Source organism: Duganella violaceipulchra (assembly GCF_019166075.1).
GTDB lineage: Bacteria > Pseudomonadota > Gammaproteobacteria > Burkholderiales > Burkholderiaceae_D > Rugamonas > Rugamonas violaceipulchra.
Genome location: NZ_JAHTGR010000001.1, coordinates 21,304 through 37,872, shown reverse-complemented (window position 1 = coordinate 37,872; position 16,569 = coordinate 21,304). Strand labels below are relative to the sequence as shown.

14 protein-coding genes and 1 pseudogene are annotated in these 16,569 nt (G+C 60.5%); 5 read left to right on the top strand and 10 right to left on the bottom strand.

Going from position 1 to position 16,569, the window contains the following annotated elements:
• Window positions 1-3: 3 nt before the first annotated feature.
• The 10 genes and pseudogenes from KVP70_RS00145 to tssK (KVP70_RS00105) all read right to left on the bottom strand — a co-directional run bounded on the left by KVP70_RS00145 (window position 4) and on the right by tssK (KVP70_RS00105) (window position 12,597).
• Window positions 4-558, bottom strand: coding sequence for a carbapenem self-resistance protein CarG family protein (locus KVP70_RS00145; protein WP_217940005.1), 555 nt, complete (start codon window positions 556-558; stop codon window positions 4-6).
• Window positions 555-2,375 carry a DUF2345 domain-containing protein gene (locus tag KVP70_RS34055; RefSeq protein ID WP_262311681.1) on the bottom strand — a complete coding sequence of 607 codons (1,821 nt, stop codon included), beginning with the start codon at window positions 2,373-2,375 and terminating at the stop codon, window positions 555-557. Before KVP70_RS34055 ends, KVP70_RS00145 begins: the two co-directional genes overlap by 4 nt.
• On the bottom strand, window positions 2,324-3,433 hold the full coding sequence (locus tag KVP70_RS34050) for a type VI secretion system Vgr family protein (RefSeq protein ID WP_229224489.1): 1,110 nt from the start codon (window positions 3,431-3,433) through the stop codon (window positions 2,324-2,326). Before KVP70_RS34050 ends, KVP70_RS34055 begins: the two co-directional genes overlap by 52 nt.
• Window positions 3,433-4,197 (bottom strand): type IVB secretion system protein IcmH/DotU, encoded by a 765-nt coding sequence (icmH, locus tag KVP70_RS00135; RefSeq protein WP_217940003.1) that lies wholly within the window; start codon window positions 4,195-4,197, stop codon window positions 3,433-3,435. The genes KVP70_RS34050 and icmH (KVP70_RS00135) overlap by 1 nt, the downstream gene beginning before the upstream one ends.
• Window positions 4,198-4,211: 14 nt before the next feature.
• A pseudogene (gene tssK, locus KVP70_RS00130) lies at window positions 4,212-4,820 on the bottom strand (type VI secretion system baseplate subunit TssK); the annotation flags it as partial.
• A gap of 130 nt (window positions 4,821-4,950) precedes the next feature.
• A complete protein-coding gene (locus KVP70_RS00125) occupies window positions 4,951-6,030 on the bottom strand; it encodes an Imm71 family immunity protein (RefSeq protein ID WP_229224488.1) in 1,080 nt (359 codons plus the stop codon).
• A complete protein-coding gene (locus KVP70_RS00120; RefSeq protein WP_217940004.1) occupies window positions 6,027-7,559 on the bottom strand; it encodes a hypothetical protein in 1,533 nt (510 codons plus the stop codon). Before KVP70_RS00120 ends, KVP70_RS00125 begins: the two co-directional genes overlap by 4 nt.
• 12 nt (window positions 7,560-7,571) lie before the next feature.
• On the bottom strand, window positions 7,572-10,478 hold the full coding sequence (locus KVP70_RS00115) for a type VI secretion system Vgr family protein (RefSeq protein WP_229224487.1): 2,907 nt from the start codon (window positions 10,476-10,478) through the stop codon (window positions 7,572-7,574).
• A complete protein-coding gene (icmH, locus tag KVP70_RS00110) occupies window positions 10,478-11,242 on the bottom strand; it encodes a type IVB secretion system protein IcmH/DotU (RefSeq protein ID WP_217940003.1) in 765 nt (254 codons plus the stop codon). The genes KVP70_RS00115 and icmH (KVP70_RS00110) overlap by 1 nt, the downstream gene beginning before the upstream one ends.
• Window positions 11,243-11,256: 14 nt before the next feature.
• The gene (gene tssK / locus KVP70_RS00105; RefSeq protein ID WP_217940002.1) at window positions 11,257-12,597 is read right to left on the bottom strand and encodes a type VI secretion system baseplate subunit TssK; all 1,341 of its coding nucleotides are present in this window, start codon (window positions 12,595-12,597) and stop codon (window positions 11,257-11,259) included.
• A 383-nt stretch (window positions 12,598-12,980) separates the two neighbouring features.
• On the opposite strand from tssK (KVP70_RS00105), the gene KVP70_RS00100 reads away from it, so the two are divergent.
• Genes KVP70_RS00100 through tssE form a run of 5 tightly spaced genes read left to right on the top strand, consistent with a single transcriptional unit; the run spans window position 12,981 to window position 16,569 of the window.
• Complete coding sequence (locus tag KVP70_RS00100) at window positions 12,981-13,472, top strand: tetratricopeptide repeat protein (RefSeq protein ID WP_229224486.1); 492 nt, start codon at window positions 12,981-12,983, stop codon at window positions 13,470-13,472.
• A gap of 50 nt (window positions 13,473-13,522) precedes the next feature.
• Window positions 13,523-14,026 (top strand): type VI secretion system contractile sheath small subunit, encoded by a 504-nt coding sequence (gene tssB / locus KVP70_RS00095; RefSeq protein WP_217940000.1) that lies wholly within the window; start codon window positions 13,523-13,525, stop codon window positions 14,024-14,026.
• A 2-nt stretch (window positions 14,027-14,028) separates the two neighbouring features.
• Complete coding sequence (gene tssC, locus KVP70_RS00090) at window positions 14,029-15,513, top strand: type VI secretion system contractile sheath large subunit (protein ID WP_026334533.1); 1,485 nt, start codon at window positions 14,029-14,031, stop codon at window positions 15,511-15,513.
• 40 nt (window positions 15,514-15,553) lie between these two features.
• On the top strand, window positions 15,554-16,045 hold the full coding sequence (locus KVP70_RS00085) for an Hcp family type VI secretion system effector (RefSeq protein ID WP_008449053.1): 492 nt from the start codon (window positions 15,554-15,556) through the stop codon (window positions 16,043-16,045).
• 32 nt (window positions 16,046-16,077) lie between these two features.
• The gene (gene tssE / locus KVP70_RS00080; protein WP_217939999.1) at window positions 16,078-16,569 is read left to right on the top strand and encodes a type VI secretion system baseplate subunit TssE; all 492 of its coding nucleotides are present in this window, start codon (window positions 16,078-16,080) and stop codon (window positions 16,567-16,569) included.

Here is a 16,569-nt window from a genome sequence, read left to right as displayed (position 1 = left end):
TCACTACTTATTACGGGGTTGAAGGATCAGTTCCTTGGCGAGGATGGCCTCCACCGTCATCCCGGACTTCGGATAGGCGCGCGTGAATTCAGGCTTGAACTGGTAGGCCGGATCGTCGGGATGATCGTCGTCGGATTCGGTCAGCTTGTACCAGGTAACGGTGATATCGCCTTTATCCTGGTATGCCTGCTCGGCATGCTTGTCGGCGACGACGAAGTAAACACCATTCGGACGCGAAGCGACCACGCCATCGGCCAGCGTGACCTCGGCGCCGGTGGCGCTATCCCATTCGAATTGCGCGCGTCCTGCCTTGTTACGCACAGGGACCTGATTCCAAGCCTCGTCCTTGCCATCCTTGAAGTAGAATGTATAGCTGCGGTGGAAATTAGTCGTGTCCTGATAGGTTCCCACGACCAGCATCAATCTGCCTTTAAGGGCAGGCCACTGATGCAACCCCTGCTTCATCGGCACGGTTTCTGCCGGCCCGGCAGCTAGCACCGGTACGCTGCTGAACGCAATGGCGCATAAGGCAATCGCGGATAGTGTTTTCCAATTCATTCGTCTTGTTCTCCATGGATTGCGCTGGCATACAGCGCAATGATGTCTTTTGATAAGTGTATGAGGTCGTCGTCGTTGTGATCTGCGAGCGGATAGCTGCCAGCCAAGTCGGCCGACGCTAGTTGCTCGTCTTCCTCCATTCCCGCTGGAGGGACGGCAGCAGGTGTGTTCGGGAACGGCTCCCATTTCTCTTCGCCAATCTGCAGAGTCAGGTTGTCCGCTTTCGGTAAATCGACACGCGGCAAGCGGCCATCTTCACCGATTACACCTTGCTGCAGCACTTTACCGACATTATCGACGATTTTGAACGGCTGCTTGGCCATGCCTGCGAGTGCGGCCAACTCATCCGCGCCGGCAACCGCAAAGCGTAAGCTGTGCGGACCTGCCTGGGAAACAAAGGCGGCTGGGATGGATTGCAATTGATCTGGCAAGGCCGTTGTGATCCCGGCCGCGCTACCACCGCCTTCAAACACATGCTTCCCGCCTTTGACGGTGAAGTTGCCAGGGCAGGCGAAGATGATGTCGCCACCTTCAAGCGTGATGGACGATTGCCCCGCTTGCAGCACGATCTTCTGATTGGCCTTGATCTCGATGCTGTCGTTGACCGAGATGACGGTGATCGACTTGTCGGCCAAAATCTCCAGCTGGTCGGTGTGCGCTTGCAGCGATACCGGCCCGTTGCCGGCGATGGCCTGGATGCCTCCCGCGTGCGAGAAGTAGCTCACCGCGTTGGCCGCCACCGACGATACCGTGTACCCGGCCGTCAGGTGCAAGTCGCCCTGCGACACCCAGTGCAGCTGCTGGCCCGCGAACAGCACGGTCGATGCCGGCGTGGCCCAGCTGATGCTGGACGGGGCGTCCATCACTACCAGCGGGGCGCCGAATTTTTCCACCGGCTTGGCCGCGTCAAGATCGCGCGCGCCGTCCTTGGCTTTGGCAGCTTGCTGGCCGTTTACCGCGCCGGCATGCTTGCCATTTTCCTTGGGATCGAGCTGTGTGATGAAATCCTTGTGCGCATCGGCGGCCAGCTTGCTGGACAAGGCCTGCTGCTGCGTGGCCGCTTCGCTAAGCTTATCCGCCAGTTCCTTCGACGATTTCAATGAACCTAGCGCCTCTGTCGCATCCATTTGCGTCGACGTCACACTGCTGCCCTGTGCTGCGCGCGCGTTGGTGGTCAGCAGCACGCCTGCGGCGCCGCGCACCGTGGCCCAGGCGTCGGTGCGCAGTTCAAAACCGCTACCGCGATAGGCGCCGCGCTGGGCGGAGGAGGGATACTGCTGAATCAGATAGCCCAGGTTCAGCTGCGTCGCGGCGCTGCTGGTGGCAAGCCTCGTGCGCACCTGTCCCGGCGTGTCGTCCAGCTGCCATTGGTTGTAGCCGCCGCCGTCGAAGTTGTGGCTGTGGATGCCGGACAGTGTGCCCGCGTGATTGGCGCCCGAATCCACGCCCGCCGAAAACGGCGGCAGGTCGGAACCGGTGTACAGCTGCGCCACCACCATCGGCCGGTCCATATCGCCTTCGATGAAGTCGACCAGCACCTCGGTGCCGATACGCGGTGTGAATTGCGAGCCCCAGTTCGGGCCCGCCAGCGCCTCCGCCACCCGCACCCAGGTGCTGGAGCTTTCGTCGCCGGGCGCGTTGCCCTTGCTGTCGGTGTTGTGGCCCATGCCGCCGGCGTTGGCGCCTTGTCCGCGCTGCCAGTTGAACTGGATTTTGATCTGGTGATTGCGGTCCGTCGTGGCGATCGCGCTGGCCAGGCCAACGACTACCGCCGTCTGCGGACCCAGCTGTTGTTGCGCGCCTCGTGGCGCGCCCACAGCACCATGAAGCGGTTGTCGCCGTCGGCATAGCGTTCATGCTGCGTGAGCTGAAAGCCGTGGCCCGCAGCCAGGCGGCGTACCGCGCCTTTGCCTTCGAAGACCTTGTTCTCCAGCTCCAGCGCCTGCAGCATCAACTGGCTGTGCGGATCAGCGGCGACGCCGTTGTCGGCGCCGCTGGCGATGCGCTCGCCGCTGCCGTCATACACGGCCAGCACCGGCAGTTCGCCCGCATCGAGGCTCGATGGCTGCTCGGCCGACGGCGCCAGCAACTGCACCGGGTCCCAGCTGCTGATGCTGACGGCGTTGGCCTGCACCTGGCGCCGCGCCGAGAAGTGATCGATGGCGTCGTCGGTATCGGTGGCGCGCACGCCGTGGAAGCGGATCTCGGCGTCGCCAGGCGTATCCGGTGCACGCGCCTTGCTGTCGAAGATCACCAGCTTGTGCTTGGCCTGGCCGTCCTTGCTCTCATCGTCGGCCTGGTCGTGCTCGAAGCGCCAGCTCAGGCCTTCGGAGGCCAGCAAGCGCTTGAAGAATTCGAGGTCGCTTTCGCGGTACTGCGTGCAGATCGCGCGCGGCTCCAGCGTTTGCGTGACGTCGAACTCAAAGCGCAGCTGCGGATAGTCGGCCAGCAGTTCGGTGACGATGTCCTGGGCGTTCTTGTCCTGGAAAATATAGCTGTCGCGGCGCAGCCGCAGCAGCGACAACGCGGGTTCCCGCTGCAGGCGATAGCGCGCCACGCCGCCGTCCGCGCCCAGCCATGCCGCTTCGGTGCAGATGCCGTGCCATGCGCGTTTGCTGCCATCCGGTTGCAATAGCGTGACGGTCAGCTCTTCGCCGATGAAGATGGTCAGATCCAGGTCGGTCGATACGCTCAGCGCGTCCACTTCGAACGCATACAGTTCGTTGACGCCTTCGCGGCCGCTGAATTGTTCGGCCATCAGCGATTCGGGCAGTCCCGAATCCTGGGCGCTGGTCAGCGTGAGCAGGCGCGCGTGTTGGCTCAGGCCCGTGCCGAACAGGCCAAGCGCCGAGGGAATTTGTGACAGCAGATCCATCAGGGCAGGGTGATCGTCAGGTTGGCGGCGCGCGGCGCCATTTTAACTACGTCGTTGTATGCGTTCATGCGGTTGGCGGCATTGTGGTCCAGCGAAGTGCGCAGGCCGATGTAGCCCAGCACGCAGATCAAGCCGAACACGGAGCACAGCACCCACACCGGCAGGTCGCTGCGCAGCTTGTGCCTGATCTGGTCCGGACGTTCGGCGTGCGGCGCGAAGCCGCCGCGCTTGCCCTTCATGTGGGCGATTTCGTCGCCCAGGCGCGAGGTCAGGTAGTTCAGTTTTTCCGAGCCTTCAAGGATGTACTTGCCCTGGAAGCCGAGCAGCAAACACATATGGAACACTTCCAGCGCCTGCATGTGGGCGCTGCCGCGTGCGCGCAGGTTCTCCAGGCGGTTGTAGAAGTTTTCGCCGGCCAGCTGGTCGCCGAACAGTACCAGTTGCAGCGGACGGCGCTCCCACGCGTCGCGGATGCTGAAGGTCGAGCGCAGGATGATCTCGTCGACCGCCGCGCAGAAGGCGTACTTGGCATTGTCGATATCGTCCGGCGAAGCGTTGTGCTTCTTCGCGCCGCGGCCGAAGTCGTCCAGGAAGGCCGTCATCTTGCGGGCGAATTCGCCGTCGTCCGCGGGGCCGTTGCCGTTCTTGAGCATGAACAGCGCGTAAAAGCCGTCGTACATCAGGTCGAGCAGGGTTTGCGGCGCGCTGGCGGCGCTGGCCGGGGCGCCGGCGCCCATCAGGGAAGGTGCGGTAACTGCGTTCATTTTTGGTCCTCAGTTCAGGAAGTAACGGCCACCAGGTCCAGCTTCAGGTCGTGCATGCCGCCGGGGACGTAAATGGAGATCGATTGGGCTTGCATCATGCGTTCGTACATATGGCCCTTGGCTTCGAGCGCGAAGTAGCAGGCGTCCGGACGCACTGGCACTGCGGCCGGCACCTGCGGCGCATGTGTGAGGCGCACGCCCGGCATGGCCGACAGCACAAATTTTTCGACGTCGTCCGGCGCGCCGATCTTGAAGCGCAGCGGCACGATGTCCACCAGTTCGCTGGCCGGCAGGTCGGCCGAGACGGCGATATAGAAGGTGGTCTTGTCGTCGATCTTCTGCGAATCGAGCATGCCGTGGTGGTACGACGGCTTGACTTCCTTGAGCGCGATGGCGAAGTACTTCGACGAGATCACCGTGTCGAGCAGCTCGCGGATGATCTGGTGTAGCTGGGCGAAGCCCGGGCCGGGATCGGTATGCAAATACGGCGGCAGGTCGGCCAGGGTCCAGCTTTTCGAGAAGGTCATCAGCGCGCCGGCCAGCGACAGCAACTGTTCGTGCAGGCGTTCCGGGTGCAGCGTCGGATGATGGAAGTAGTGCAACAGCGAGGCAAACGCCGAACTACGCGGGCAGGGCGGCGTAGAAAGTGACCGTCTGCTGGGCTTGCGGCATCTGGCTCAGGTTGACGCAATCCGGCAGTTCAAAGTCGCGGCCTTTTGCAGGGGCGACACAATGCCGAGACGCCATCGACAGTTAATCGTTAGCTAGAACCCAGCGCACTTCGCGGCCTTGGTGTAGCGGCAGTTTTTGACCTTGTTGTAGCGTGATGCTTGTATGCAGATCAGATTCAACTACCCATCTTCCTGTAACCGAAACTGCCGCGCCGCTTTCTGCCCAGGTGGTTTCGTCAGCCGTCCAGACACCTGGAGATGAGGCTCGTACCTCTTTCGGTTCTGTGAAGCGGTAGAGCGCCTCTTCCTCAGGAAATTCACCTTCGCCGTAGCGGTCGTCTCGCCACAACAAACGCCAGGTTGTATCCAGATTCAGATTGTCAGTCGCAGTTTCTACTGTTATCTGCGGCGCCTTTGAACCCTCGTGTAAATAATTCATGGCACCCATGATCTTGAATGGTGGTTGCGGTTTCGGAGTGCCGGTGAGCAGACTCAGGAACGGCGCTTTGGGTACTTCGATTGGCTCCCAAATACCAGAACATGGCGTGTAATTGTCCGTGCTGACGAATGTGTTGTCGGTTGGATTGGGAACCGCAGCTAGATCCTTTGGAAAAGGCATAACTTTCAGTTCTGCTCTAAGCCAGTCCCCGTAAAGTGTCCGGCCTGGTTCGCCAAGATAACGCGGCTCAAGAATATGTATAGCGCACTCTTGCCAAGCCTGACAGGCCGAGGTTAGCGTTTCGCAAAATTTCCCCCACAGCGGAGTGTGTTTTTCGTCAATTATGTTTTCGCCCATTTCTATGCGCGTCGTCATTTCGGCCCAATGAAAAAGAATGCGTCGCGCCATTGCAAATTCGCCGTTCGCGTCGAATTTAAACACGCGCTTGTTGCCCTTACCGAGCCTCAGCATGCCTTCTTCGCAGTGCGCCAGTCCTTTGAGAATGAGTGCATATTCTGCTTGTGGAAGTGCAGTCTTGTCACCCCAGCCCCGCTCATCTGCCTCACGTGCGCTATTCTCTGTGGCGGTCGCCCAGGTTTTATAGAATTCGAAAATACGGCGCCACGAGGTGACAGAACTGACCCTTTTCAGCCAGAAAAAAATCTGCTGCCGTTCAAAATCAGTTGGAAGCATGACAGCATCTGCAGTAGTGGTTTGGTTCATGGGTGGATGACTACCTGTTCGTTATGTTTCGTTGCTTGTTCACGGCTGCCGACGCGTGCGGTTTGAGTGGTAGTAGTCCCCGGGGCGCGGAGATAACCCCAGATACCATTCGCATCTGTCCAGCCTGTACGGTAAAACGTAAATTCCAAGCCTGTTAGCGGATCACTGATCTTACTGCGCTTGGCTCCATTGGCGAAATTATGTCCGATCTGGTTCAAGATGTCTTGAAATCGCTTGTCTAAAAAGAAGAAGGCTTGAGTCGCGCCACCAGGAAGAAATTGTCCGGGGATTTTTTCGCCAAATTGCTCCGAGACTGTACCGACCACCGCTTTTGGTCCTCTATTGCCCACCACGCGAGCTGATACGTAAAAGCCATCACCATTAAAGCTATCGAGCACTGCAGCCTTCTCTCGCCACTCTTTAGCAGTCTTCGGCGGATGGCCTATGCCCCACCATGCACCGCCTGCACCGGACTCATCAACGAGGACACCATGAGTAGTTCGACCTGGACCAAAAAAACGAAATACCTCTTCGCCATCTTTCAGTGGCCGGTTAACCATCTTGCCGGCAAACGCCGCCACGCTGTTGTACTCATTGGTTTTTGGATCAACTCGTAATAAATTTGGATAGTCGGCTTCCGGCTTATAATATTTCCCGACTTGCTTCGGTTGTAGAGGGGACGCAGGATTTTGGTCAAATCCTCCCCGACTATTTCTTGTGGGGAGCACGCCGTCTTCGATCAACCGCCGCTCCTCTGTGCGAGTTGCCACCTTCTGACCAGTAGCCACCTCGTGCAGCGCCAAGCGACTAGTAGTTTCGCCACCGGAACGGATGTAGGCCTGAATTTCCCGTAACTTCTGATCCAGTTCTTTCACAGCGATCGGGATCATTTCCTTACCTTTGTTCCGTACCTTGACGAGCCCATTCCGCAGCGACTCGATGCGCTTGGCCAGACTGGGCGCGATCCCGGCGATCTTGGTACGGGTTTTAAGCAGGATATTGTCGAGAGTTACCATCAGGTGAGTGAATTTTTCAACTAACGGTCCCATGTGGTCGCTGATGCGCAGCGCGAGCAACCATTTCTCGGCGTTTTTGACGCCGATTCGGTTAAGGAACTCGATGATTTCCTTTGCGCCTTCGACCATATGCGCCATCTTGGCGGCCGCTGCCATATGGGCAGCTTCCTCGGCAACCTTTACGATGATACGTCCCACGCCTTTGACGACTCCGCCGAACACCGGTATCAGTGCAAACAGCAACACAACGAGCAATACCCAGTGCCACGTTGAATTGCGTTTTTCCTCATCATCGGTCAAGCCAAAGACAACGGCGATCAGATCTCGCACAGCTGTCGCATCACCGACCAGCGGGATCATGCCAATGACCGCGTCCACAATAATTTGGGTGATGCTCGCCTTTTCGTTGAAAGCCCCTTGTACCGTTCCCCAAGTCCAACTTCCAACATCGGCACAGACAGCCTTAAAATAACTCACCGTCCAATCGGCAGGAGGGTTCTGCATGTCGCTCATTATGCTTGTTCCTTATCCGGCGGCGCTGCCGGTGTTGTCCGATTTAAGATATTTGTCGATCAGATTGTTGATCTTCGAGCTGGAAGGGACAGCATCGTAATTGGGCATCGGCGTTTTGTCCACTCGCTGGAACGCACCCGGCATCGGACCAAAACTAACCTGGGCCATCCCCGTCTTGATGTTGGTAATCACCGCGCGGCCTTGCGCATCGAGCTTGCCAGTGCGTTCGGTGCCGTCGGCCAGTTTGACAAAATACTCGGCACCGGCCAGCGGCTGATCGTCGTGATAGCGATGGTCCAAATACAATGTGTCTGGCGGCAGCGCTCCTTCGGGCAGCATCGGCAGTGTAGCCGGTGCGCTGGCGCCGCCTTCAAATACGTGCTTCCCGCCTTTGACGGTGAAGTTGCCAGGGCAGGCGAAGATGATGTCGCCACCTTCAAGCGTGATGGACGATTGCCCCGCTTGCAGCACGATCTTCTGATTGGCCTTGATCTCGATGCTGTCGTTGACCGAGATGACGGTGATCGACTTGTCGGCCAAAATCTCCAGCTGGTCGGTGTGCGCTTGCAGCGATACCGGGCCATTGCCGGCGATGGCCTGGATGCCTCCCGCGTGCGAGAAGTAGCTCACCGCGTTGGCCGCCACCGACGATACCGTGTACCCGGCCGTCAGGTGCAAGTCGCCCTGCGACACCCAGTGCAGCTGCTGGCCCGCGAACAGCACGGTCGATGCAGGCGTGGCCCAGTTGATGCTGGATGGCGCGTCCATCAGCACCAGCGGGGCGCCGAATTTTTCCACCGGCTTGGCCGAGTCGATCTCTCGCGCACCGTCCTTGGCCTTGGCCGCCTGCTGGCCGTTGACCGCGCCGGCATGCTTGCCGTTTTCCTTGGGATCGAGCTGCGTGATGAAGTCCTTGTGCGCATCGGCGGCCAGCTTGCTGGACAAGGCCTGCTGCTGCGTGGCCGCTTCGCTAAGCTTATCCGCCAGTTCCTTCGACGATTTCAATGAACCTAGCGCCTCTGTCGCATCCATTTGCGTCGACGTCACACTGCTGCCCTGTGCTGCGCGCGCGTTGGTGGTCAGCAGCACGCCTGCGGCGCCGCGCACCGTGGCCCAGGCGTCGGTGCGCAGTTCAAAACCGCTACCGCGATAGGCGCCGCGCTGGGCGGAGGAGGGATCCTGCTGAATCAGATAGCCCAGGTTCAGCTGCGTCGCGGCGCTGCTGGTGGCAAGCCTCGTGCGCACCTGTCCCGGCGTGTCGTCCAGCTGCCATTGGTTGTAGCCGCCGCCGTCGAAGTTGTGGCTGTGGATGCCGGACAGTGTGCCCGCGTGATTGGCGCCCGAATCCACGCCCGCCGAAAACGGCGGCAGGTCGGAGCCGGTGTACAGCTGCGCCACCACCATCGGCCGGTCCATATCGCCTTCGATGAAGTCGACCAGCACCTCGGCGCCGATGCGCGGCGTGAATTGCGAGCCCCAGTTCGGGCCGGCCAGCGCCTCCGCCACCCGCACCCAGGTGCCGGAGCTCTCGTCGCCTGGCGCGTTGCCCTTGCTGTCGGTGTTGTGGCCCATGCCGCCGGCGTTGGCGCCTTGTCCGCGCTGCCAGCTGAACTGGATTTTGATCTGGTGGTTGCGGTCCGTCGTGGCGATCGCGCCGGCCAGGGCAACGACTACCGCCGTCTGCGGACCCAGCGCCGTGCTGGCGTGCGGCGCGGAAGTGGCGCGCGGCACGACGGCCACGCTGTTGCGCACGCAGCCGAAGCTGTTGCGGTAGGTGCCGTTCTCGATGCCGCCGCCGATCAGCGAAGCGGCCGTCTTGATCTGCGACTGGATGTTGTTGCGCGCCTCGTGGCGCGCCCACAGCACTATGAAGCGGTTGTCGCCGTCGGCATAGCGTTCATGCTGCGTGAGCTGAAAGCCGTGGCCCGCAGCCAGGCGGCGTACCGCGCCTTTGCCTTCGAAGACCTTGTTCTCCAGTTCCAGCGCTTGCAGCATCAATTGGCTGTGCGGATCGGCGGCGACGCCGTTGTCGGCGCCGCTGGCGATGCGCTCACCGCTGCCGTCATACACGGCCAGCACCGGCAGTTCGCCCGCATCGAGGCTCGATGGCTGCTCGGCCGACGGCGCCAGCAACTGCACCGGGTCCCAGCTGCTGATGCTGACGGCGTTGGCCTGCACCTGGCGCCGCGCCGAGAAGTGATCGATGGCGTCGTCGGTATCGGTGGCGCGCACGCCGTGGAAGCGGATCTCGGCGTCGCCCGGCGTATCCGGTGCGCGCGCCTTGCTGTCGAAGATCACCAGCTTGTGCTTGGCCTGGCCGTCCTTGCTCTCATCGTCTGCCTGCTCGTGCTCGAAACGCCAGCTCAGGCCTTCGGAAGCGAGCAAACGCTTGAAGAATTCCAGGTCGCTTTCGCGGTACTGCGTGCAGATCGCGCGCGGCTCCAGCGTTTGGGTGACGTCGAATTCAAAGCGCAGCTGCGGATAGTCGGCCAGCAGTTCGGTGACGATGTCCTGGGCGTTCTTGTCCTGGAAAATATAGCTGTCGCGGCGCAGCCGCAGCAGCGACAGCGCGGGTTCCAGCTGCAGGCGATAGCGCGCCACGCCGCCGTCCGCGCCCAGCCATGCGGCTTCGGTGCAGATGCCGTGCCATGCGCGTTTGCTGCCATCCGGTTGCAATAGCGTGACGGTCAGCTCTTCGCCGATGAAGATGGTCAGATCCAGGTCGGTCGATACGCTCAGCGCGTCCACTTCGAACGCATACAGTTCGTTGACGCCTTCGCGGCCGCTGAATTGTTCGGCCATCAGCGATTCGGGCAGTCCCGAATCCTGGGCGCTGGTCAGCGTGAGCAGGCGCGCGTGTTGGCTCAGGCCCGTGCCGAACAGGCCAAGCGCCGAGGGAATTTGTGACAGCAGATCCATCAGGGCAGGGTGATCGTCAGGTTGGCGGCGCGCGGCGCCATTTTAACTACATCGTTGTATGCGTTCATGCGGTTGGCGGCATTGTGGTCCAGCGAAGTGCGCAGGCCGATGTAGCCCAGCACGCAGATCAAGCCGAACACGGAGCACAGCACCCACACCGGCAGGTCGCTGCGCAGCTTGTGCCTGATCTGGTCCGGACGTTCGGCGTGCGGCGCGAAGCCGCCGCGCTTGCCCTTCATGTGGGCGATTTCGTCGCCCAGGCGCGAGGTCAGGTAGTTCAGTTTTTCCGAGCCTTCGAGGATGTACTTGCCCTGGAAGCCGAGCAGCAAACACATATGGAACACTTCCAGTGCCTGCATGTGGGCGCTGCCGCGTGCGCGCAGGTTCTCCAGGCGGTTGTAGAAGTTTTCGCCGGCCAGCTGGTCGCCGAACAGCACCAGTTGCAGCGGACGGCGCTCCCACGCGTCGCGGATGCTGAAGGTCGAGCGCAGGATGATCTCGTCGACCGCCGCGCAGAAGGCGTACTTGGCGTTGTCGATATCGTCCGGCGAAGCGTTGTGCTTCTTCGCGCCGCGGCCGAAGTCGTCCAGGAAGGCCGTCATCTTGCGGGCGAATTCGCCGTCGTCCGCGGGGCCGTTGCCGTTCTTGAGCATGAACAGCGCGTAAAAGCCGTCGTACATCAGGTCGAGCAGGGTCTGCGGCGCGCTGGCGGCGCTGGCCGGGGCGCCGGCGCCCATCAGGGAAGGTGCGGTAACTGCGTTCATTTTTGGTCCTCAGTTCAGGAAGTAACGGCCACCAGGTCCAGCTTCAGGTCGTGCATGCCGCCGGGGACGTAAATGGAGATCGATTGGGCTTGCATCATGCGTTCGTACATCTGGCCCTTGGCTTCGAGCGCGAAGTAGCAGGCGTCCGGACGCACTGGCACTGCGGCCGGCACCTGCGGCGCATGTGTGAGGCGCACGCCCGGCATGGCCGACAGCACGAATTTTTCGACGTCGTCCGGCGCGCCGATCTTGAAGCGCAGCGGCACGATGTCCACCAACTCGCTGGCCGGCAGGTCGGCCGAGACGGCGATGTAGAAGGTGGTCTTGTCGTCGATCTTCTGCGAGTCCAGCATGCCGTGGTGGTACGACGGCTTGACTTCCTTGAGCGCGATGGCGAAGTACTTCGACGAGATCACCGTGTCGAGCAGTTCGCGGATGATCTGGTGCAGCTGGGCGAAGCCCGGGCCGGGATCGGTGTGCAGATACGGCGGCAGGTCGGCCAGGGTCCAGCTCTTCGAGAAGGTCATCAGCGCGCCGGCCAGCGACAGCAGCTGTTCGTACAGGCGTTCCGGGTGCAGCGTTGGATGATGGAAGTAATGCGACAGTGAGGCAAACGCCGAACTGGCCGTGTGCAGCAGCCAGAAGGACGACATGTCGCCGGAACGGAATTCGATCACATGTTTGCTCGGCTCGCGATGGTGGCCGTACAGCGCGCTGACCTTCGCCTGCAGCGCGTCGATCAGGCGGCGCAGCTGCAGGAACAGCAGCGGCGAGCTGCGGATCGACAGGCTGGGCGCGACAAACGCGGCATCCAGCTCGAAACCGCCGGTGGCAGCGCGGCGCAGGCGCAGCAGCGGGAAGTGGGTGTAGGAATCGCGCGGCTCAAACTCCGACACCAGGCGCACGGTTTTCTTCAGATAGCTCAACTGCGCCGACGCGGCCTGCGTGTACAGGTCCGGCGTTTCGCGGTTCGATTGCAGGAAGCGCACCGCGTTGCCGCCGTTGGCGCCGTCGCCGAAATTGCCGCCGAACGGCTTGAACGCAGGCAGGGCGGCGTAGAAGGTCACGCTCTGCTGCGATTGCAGCATCTGGCTCAGGTCCACGGAATCGGGCAGCTCGTCTTCGCCGGGGGCGCTATATAGCTCGCCGTCCTGGAAACGCAGCGACAGCTCCAGCACCCGCAAGGTGTTGTTGGCCAAGGCGTCACGGTCGATCTGCAACTGGTTCACGCCCCAGGCGTAGGGATGCAAGGCCAGCATGCTTTGATGCAGGCGCTGCTCGTGATACTGGTCCTGTTGCTGGAAATGCTGCGGGCGCAGGAATAAGCCTTCGCCCCATAGAATTTTGCTGCTCATGCGTGCGTCCTTGAGAGTGTGGCGCATTGATGCCATTTGTTAAGTAGCAGAACAATAACATTTCTTGTCCAATCGCCGCGCCCGCTTGGTTTGTATCGTGCGCAGCTTAAAAAATAGGCAACTTGGACCCCTGTGGAACTAAAAAGTTCCCCTTCGCAACCAAAAATTCAATTGAACGCGGTCAATAATAAATTTCTGATAACGTGGCGCCTGTTGGAGAAATTAGTGATTAAGCATTCTTTTTTGATATTTAGTTTGAGGACAGCATGAATACCGTTATTTCCCTCGGCCGCATCGGTCGTTTTATTGGCGCCGCTGTCTGCGCCGCATCGCTCAGCGCTTGTATGACCGCCCCGGTTATCCCGAAACCCGCGCTGCCTAGCATGGAAGATATGCTGGCCAAGGCCAGCCAGGCCAGCGGCTCGGGACAGAAAGAGCAAGCCGTGACCTTGTGGAAGGAGGCGGCTGTCGCCTACCCGGCCGACAAGGCGCCGTGGACCAATATCGCTCAGACCCGTTATGAAGCTGGCCAATATGGCGAAGCCATTACCAGCGCACAGGAAGTGCTGGTGCGCGATCCCAACGACCGCCTGGCCAACAGCATCATCGCCATCAGTGGCCTGCGTCTGTCGACGCGCGCGCTGTCTGACTTGAGCCGCCAGAACAATTTGTCCGGATCGCTGCGCACCGAGTCGCAAGACCTGGCCAAGCTGCTGCGCGAAAGCCTTGGTGAATCGGTACTGGTGCCGCCACAGCCATCGCAAGCTTCCAACCCGGCGCGCAGCAACAACAGCGCTGCCGCCAAAGGCAAAAAAGGCAAGGCCAAGGCGGCGGATGAGGATTCAAGCGCCAACCCGTTCAACGCCTTGAAGTAAACCCGCGATTGTAAAGAGATCTGCATTTAACCCAACGATAGGGGACTCCCATGTCAAAAAATACCAGCGTCCAGAAAAAATTACAGAAAATTCGTCCGCCACGGGTCCAGATGACCTACGACGTTGAAATCGGCGACGCCATCGAAAACAAGGAACTGCCTTTCGTGATGGGCGTGGTCGGCGATTTCGGCGGCAATTCGGAAGTCGAGCAAAAGCGCCTGAAGGACCGCAGTTTTGTCGGCATCGACCGCGATAACTTCGACGAGGTGCTGAAAGCCGTCGAACCGCGCGCCGCCTATCGCGTATCGAATGAGTTGAGCGATGAAGCCGGCCAGTTCGCGGTCGACCTGAAATTCAAGTCGATGGACGACTTCCGTCCCGAATCCGTGGTGCAGCAGGTGGAACCGCTGCGCAAGCTGCTCGAAGCGCGCACCAAGCTGGCCGACCTGCGCAACAAGCTGGCCGGTAACGACAAGCTGGAAGACATCCTTAACGACGTCTTGAACAGCACCGAGAAATTGGCCGAACTGGGCCAGCAAACCACGAAAGCCTGATCATGTCCGCTCAACTGACTCCAGGCGGCGCGCCCGCCGCCGCCACTGAAATGGCTTTGCTTGACCAGATCGTCGAGCAAAGCAAGGTCGCCAAATCCAGCGCCGAACACGCTCGCGCCAAGGATTTGATTTCCGAACTGGTGAACCAGGTCATGGACGGCACCGTGGTCGTTTCCGACAACCTGGCCGCCACCATCGACGCCCGCGTCGCGGAGCTGGACCGCATGATTTCGGCGCAGTTGTCGGCCGTGATGCACGCGCCGGAATTCCAGAAGCTGGAAAGCAGCTGGACCGGCTTGAACTACCTGGTGCGCAACACCGCCACCGGCCAGAACCTGAAGATCAAGATGCTCAACGCGACCAAGAAGGAATTGGTCAAGGACTTCCAGTCCGCGCTGGAATTCGACCAGAGCACCATGTTCAAGAAGGTCTACGAAGAAGAATTCGGCACCTTCGGCGGTGCGCCGTTCGGCGCGCTGCTGGGCGATTACGAGATCACCCGCCAGCCGGAAGACATGTACTTCATCGAGCAGATGTCGCACGTGGCCGCCGCGGCGCACGCGCCGTTCATTTCGGCCGCGTCGCCGGAACTGTTTGGCCTGGAGAGCTACAGCGACCTGGGTAAGCCGCGCGACCTGTCCAAGGTGTTCGACACCGTCGAATACGCGAAGTGGAAATCGTTCCGCGAATCGGAAGACTCGCGTTACGTCGGCCTGACGCTGCCGCGCTTCCTGGGCCGCCTGCCGTTCAATCCGGCCGATGGCGCCACCACCGAAGGCTTCAACTTCGTCGAGGATGTCGACGGCACCGATCACCAGAAATACCTGTGGTGTAATGCCGCCTACGCGTTCGGCACCAAGCTGACCGCGGCCTTCGAGGACTACGGCTGGTGCGCGGCGATCCGCGGCGTGGAAGGCGGCGGCCTGGTGGAAGACCTGCCGACCCACACCTTCAAGACCGATGAAGGCGAAGTGGCGCTCAAGTGCCCGACCGAAATCGCCATCACCGACCGCCGCGAAAAGGAACTGAGCGACCTCGGTTTCATCTCGCTGGTCCACTGCAAGAACACCGACTACGCCGCCTTCTTCGGCGCGCAATCGGCGCAGAAAGCCCGCAAGTACAACAGCGATGCCGCCAACGCCAACGCCGTGCTGTCGGCGCAGCTGCAATACATCTTCGCCGTCTCGCGCATCGCCCACTACATGAAGGCGATGATGCGCGACAAAATCGGCAGCTTCGCCGCCGCCTCGAACGTGGAAGACTTCCTGAACCGCTGGCTGACCCAGTACGTGCTGCTGGACGATAACGCCAGCCAGGAACAGAAAGCCCAGTTCCCGCTACGTGAAGCGTCGGTACAAGTATCCGAAGTGCCAGGCCGTCCGGGCGTGTACCGCGCCGTGTCGTTCCTGCGTCCGCACTTCCAGCTCGACGAGCTGTCCGTTTCACTCCGTTTGGTCGCGGAGCTCCCTGCATCGACCAAGAACTAAGCAACCGTAGTACTTACTTTAACAACCGAAAGGAATAACAATGGCAATCGACGTCTATCTGCAAATCGATGGTATCAAAGGCGAATCCGCCGATGCTACCCACAAGGACTGGATCGAGGTATCGACCGTTCAATGGGAAGTGCTGCAGCCTAAGTCGGCTACCGCATCGACTGGCGGCGGCCACACCGCCGAGCGCACCGAGCACAAAGACATCGTGGTCTCGAAGCTGGCCGACCTGGCTACTCCTCTGCTCCTGCAAACCTGCTCGTCGGGTAAAACCATTCCCAAGGCGAAGCTGGAATTCCTGCGCGCCGACGGCAATGGCGAGCGTATCAAGTACTTCGAAATCGAACTGGAAAATGTTCTGATCAGCAGCGTTGCACCAACCGTCAAGCAGGGCAACATCCTGACTGAAGACGTGGCGATCAAGTATTCGAAAGTGAAGTGGAAGTACACCCAACAGAAAGTTGGCGGCGGTTCGGGCGGTAACACCTCGGGTGGCTGGGATCTGTCGGCTAACAAGACCGCTTAATCGACTGCGACTGACTGTTTGATGGGATACCGATGAAGGGTTTTACGCCGGGACTGTTTGACCGGCTGATGGATATGCCAGTCAACGGCGCCTCCAGCGGCACGGTATCGCGCTTGTCGATCGAGGACTTGAAGGATTCGGTCGCGCGCGATCTGGAAGCGCTGCTCAACACGCGCGCCGTGATCCCGGAAGAGCTGCTGAAGCGGTATCCCGAATGCGGACGCTCGATCGTGACTTACGGCTTGAATGACTTTGCCGGCCTGTCGCTGTCGAGCACCGATGATCGCGCTTTTATTTGCCGATGTCTTGAAAAAGCCATCGCGCGCCACGAGCCTCGCCTGCGCAATGTGCAGGCTTCGCTCGAACTGCGCGCTGACTCCATCAACCGCCTCAACTTCGCCATCACGGCGCTGCTGGTGGTAAGTTCGGCCCATGAACCGGTCAATTTTGATGCTGTGTTGCAGCCGTCCAGCCTGCACTACACCATAAGCAAGGCGCGCCGCGTGGCGCAATCGGGAGCCTGA

Coding starts and splice junctions, on each gene's coding strand:
- tssC (WP_026334533.1), top strand. CDS start 14,029: ATGTCCGCTCAACTGACTCCAGGCGGCGCGCCCGCCGCCGCCACTGAA.
- KVP70_RS00145 (WP_217940005.1), bottom strand. CDS start 558: ATGAATTGGAAAACACTATCCGCGATTGCCTTATGCGCCATTGCGTTC.
- KVP70_RS00085 (WP_008449053.1), top strand. CDS start 15,554: ATGGCAATCGACGTCTATCTGCAAATCGATGGTATCAAAGGCGAATCC.
- tssE (WP_217939999.1), top strand. CDS start 16,078: ATGAAGGGTTTTACGCCGGGACTGTTTGACCGGCTGATGGATATGCCA.
- KVP70_RS00100 (WP_229224486.1), top strand. CDS start 12,981: ATGGAAGATATGCTGGCCAAGGCCAGCCAGGCCAGCGGCTCGGGACAG.
- KVP70_RS00120 (WP_217940004.1), bottom strand. CDS start 7,559: ATGAGCGACATGCAGAACCCTCCTGCCGATTGGACGGTGAGTTATTTT.
- icmH (WP_217940003.1), bottom strand. CDS start 4,197: ATGAACGCAGTTACCGCACCTTCCCTGATGGGCGCCGGCGCCCCGGCC.
- tssK (WP_217940002.1), bottom strand. CDS start 12,597: ATGAGCAGCAAAATTCTATGGGGCGAAGGCTTATTCCTGCGCCCGCAG.
- KVP70_RS34050 (WP_229224489.1), bottom strand. CDS start 3,433: ATGGATCTGCTGTCACAAATTCCCTCGGCGCTTGGCCTGTTCGGCACG.
- tssB (WP_217940000.1), top strand. CDS start 13,523: ATGTCAAAAAATACCAGCGTCCAGAAAAAATTACAGAAAATTCGTCCG.
- icmH (WP_217940003.1), bottom strand. CDS start 11,242: ATGAACGCAGTTACCGCACCTTCCCTGATGGGCGCCGGCGCCCCGGCC.
- KVP70_RS00125 (WP_229224488.1), bottom strand. CDS start 6,030: ATGAACCAAACCACTACTGCAGATGCTGTCATGCTTCCAACTGATTTT.
- KVP70_RS00115 (WP_229224487.1), bottom strand. CDS start 10,478: ATGGATCTGCTGTCACAAATTCCCTCGGCGCTTGGCCTGTTCGGCACG.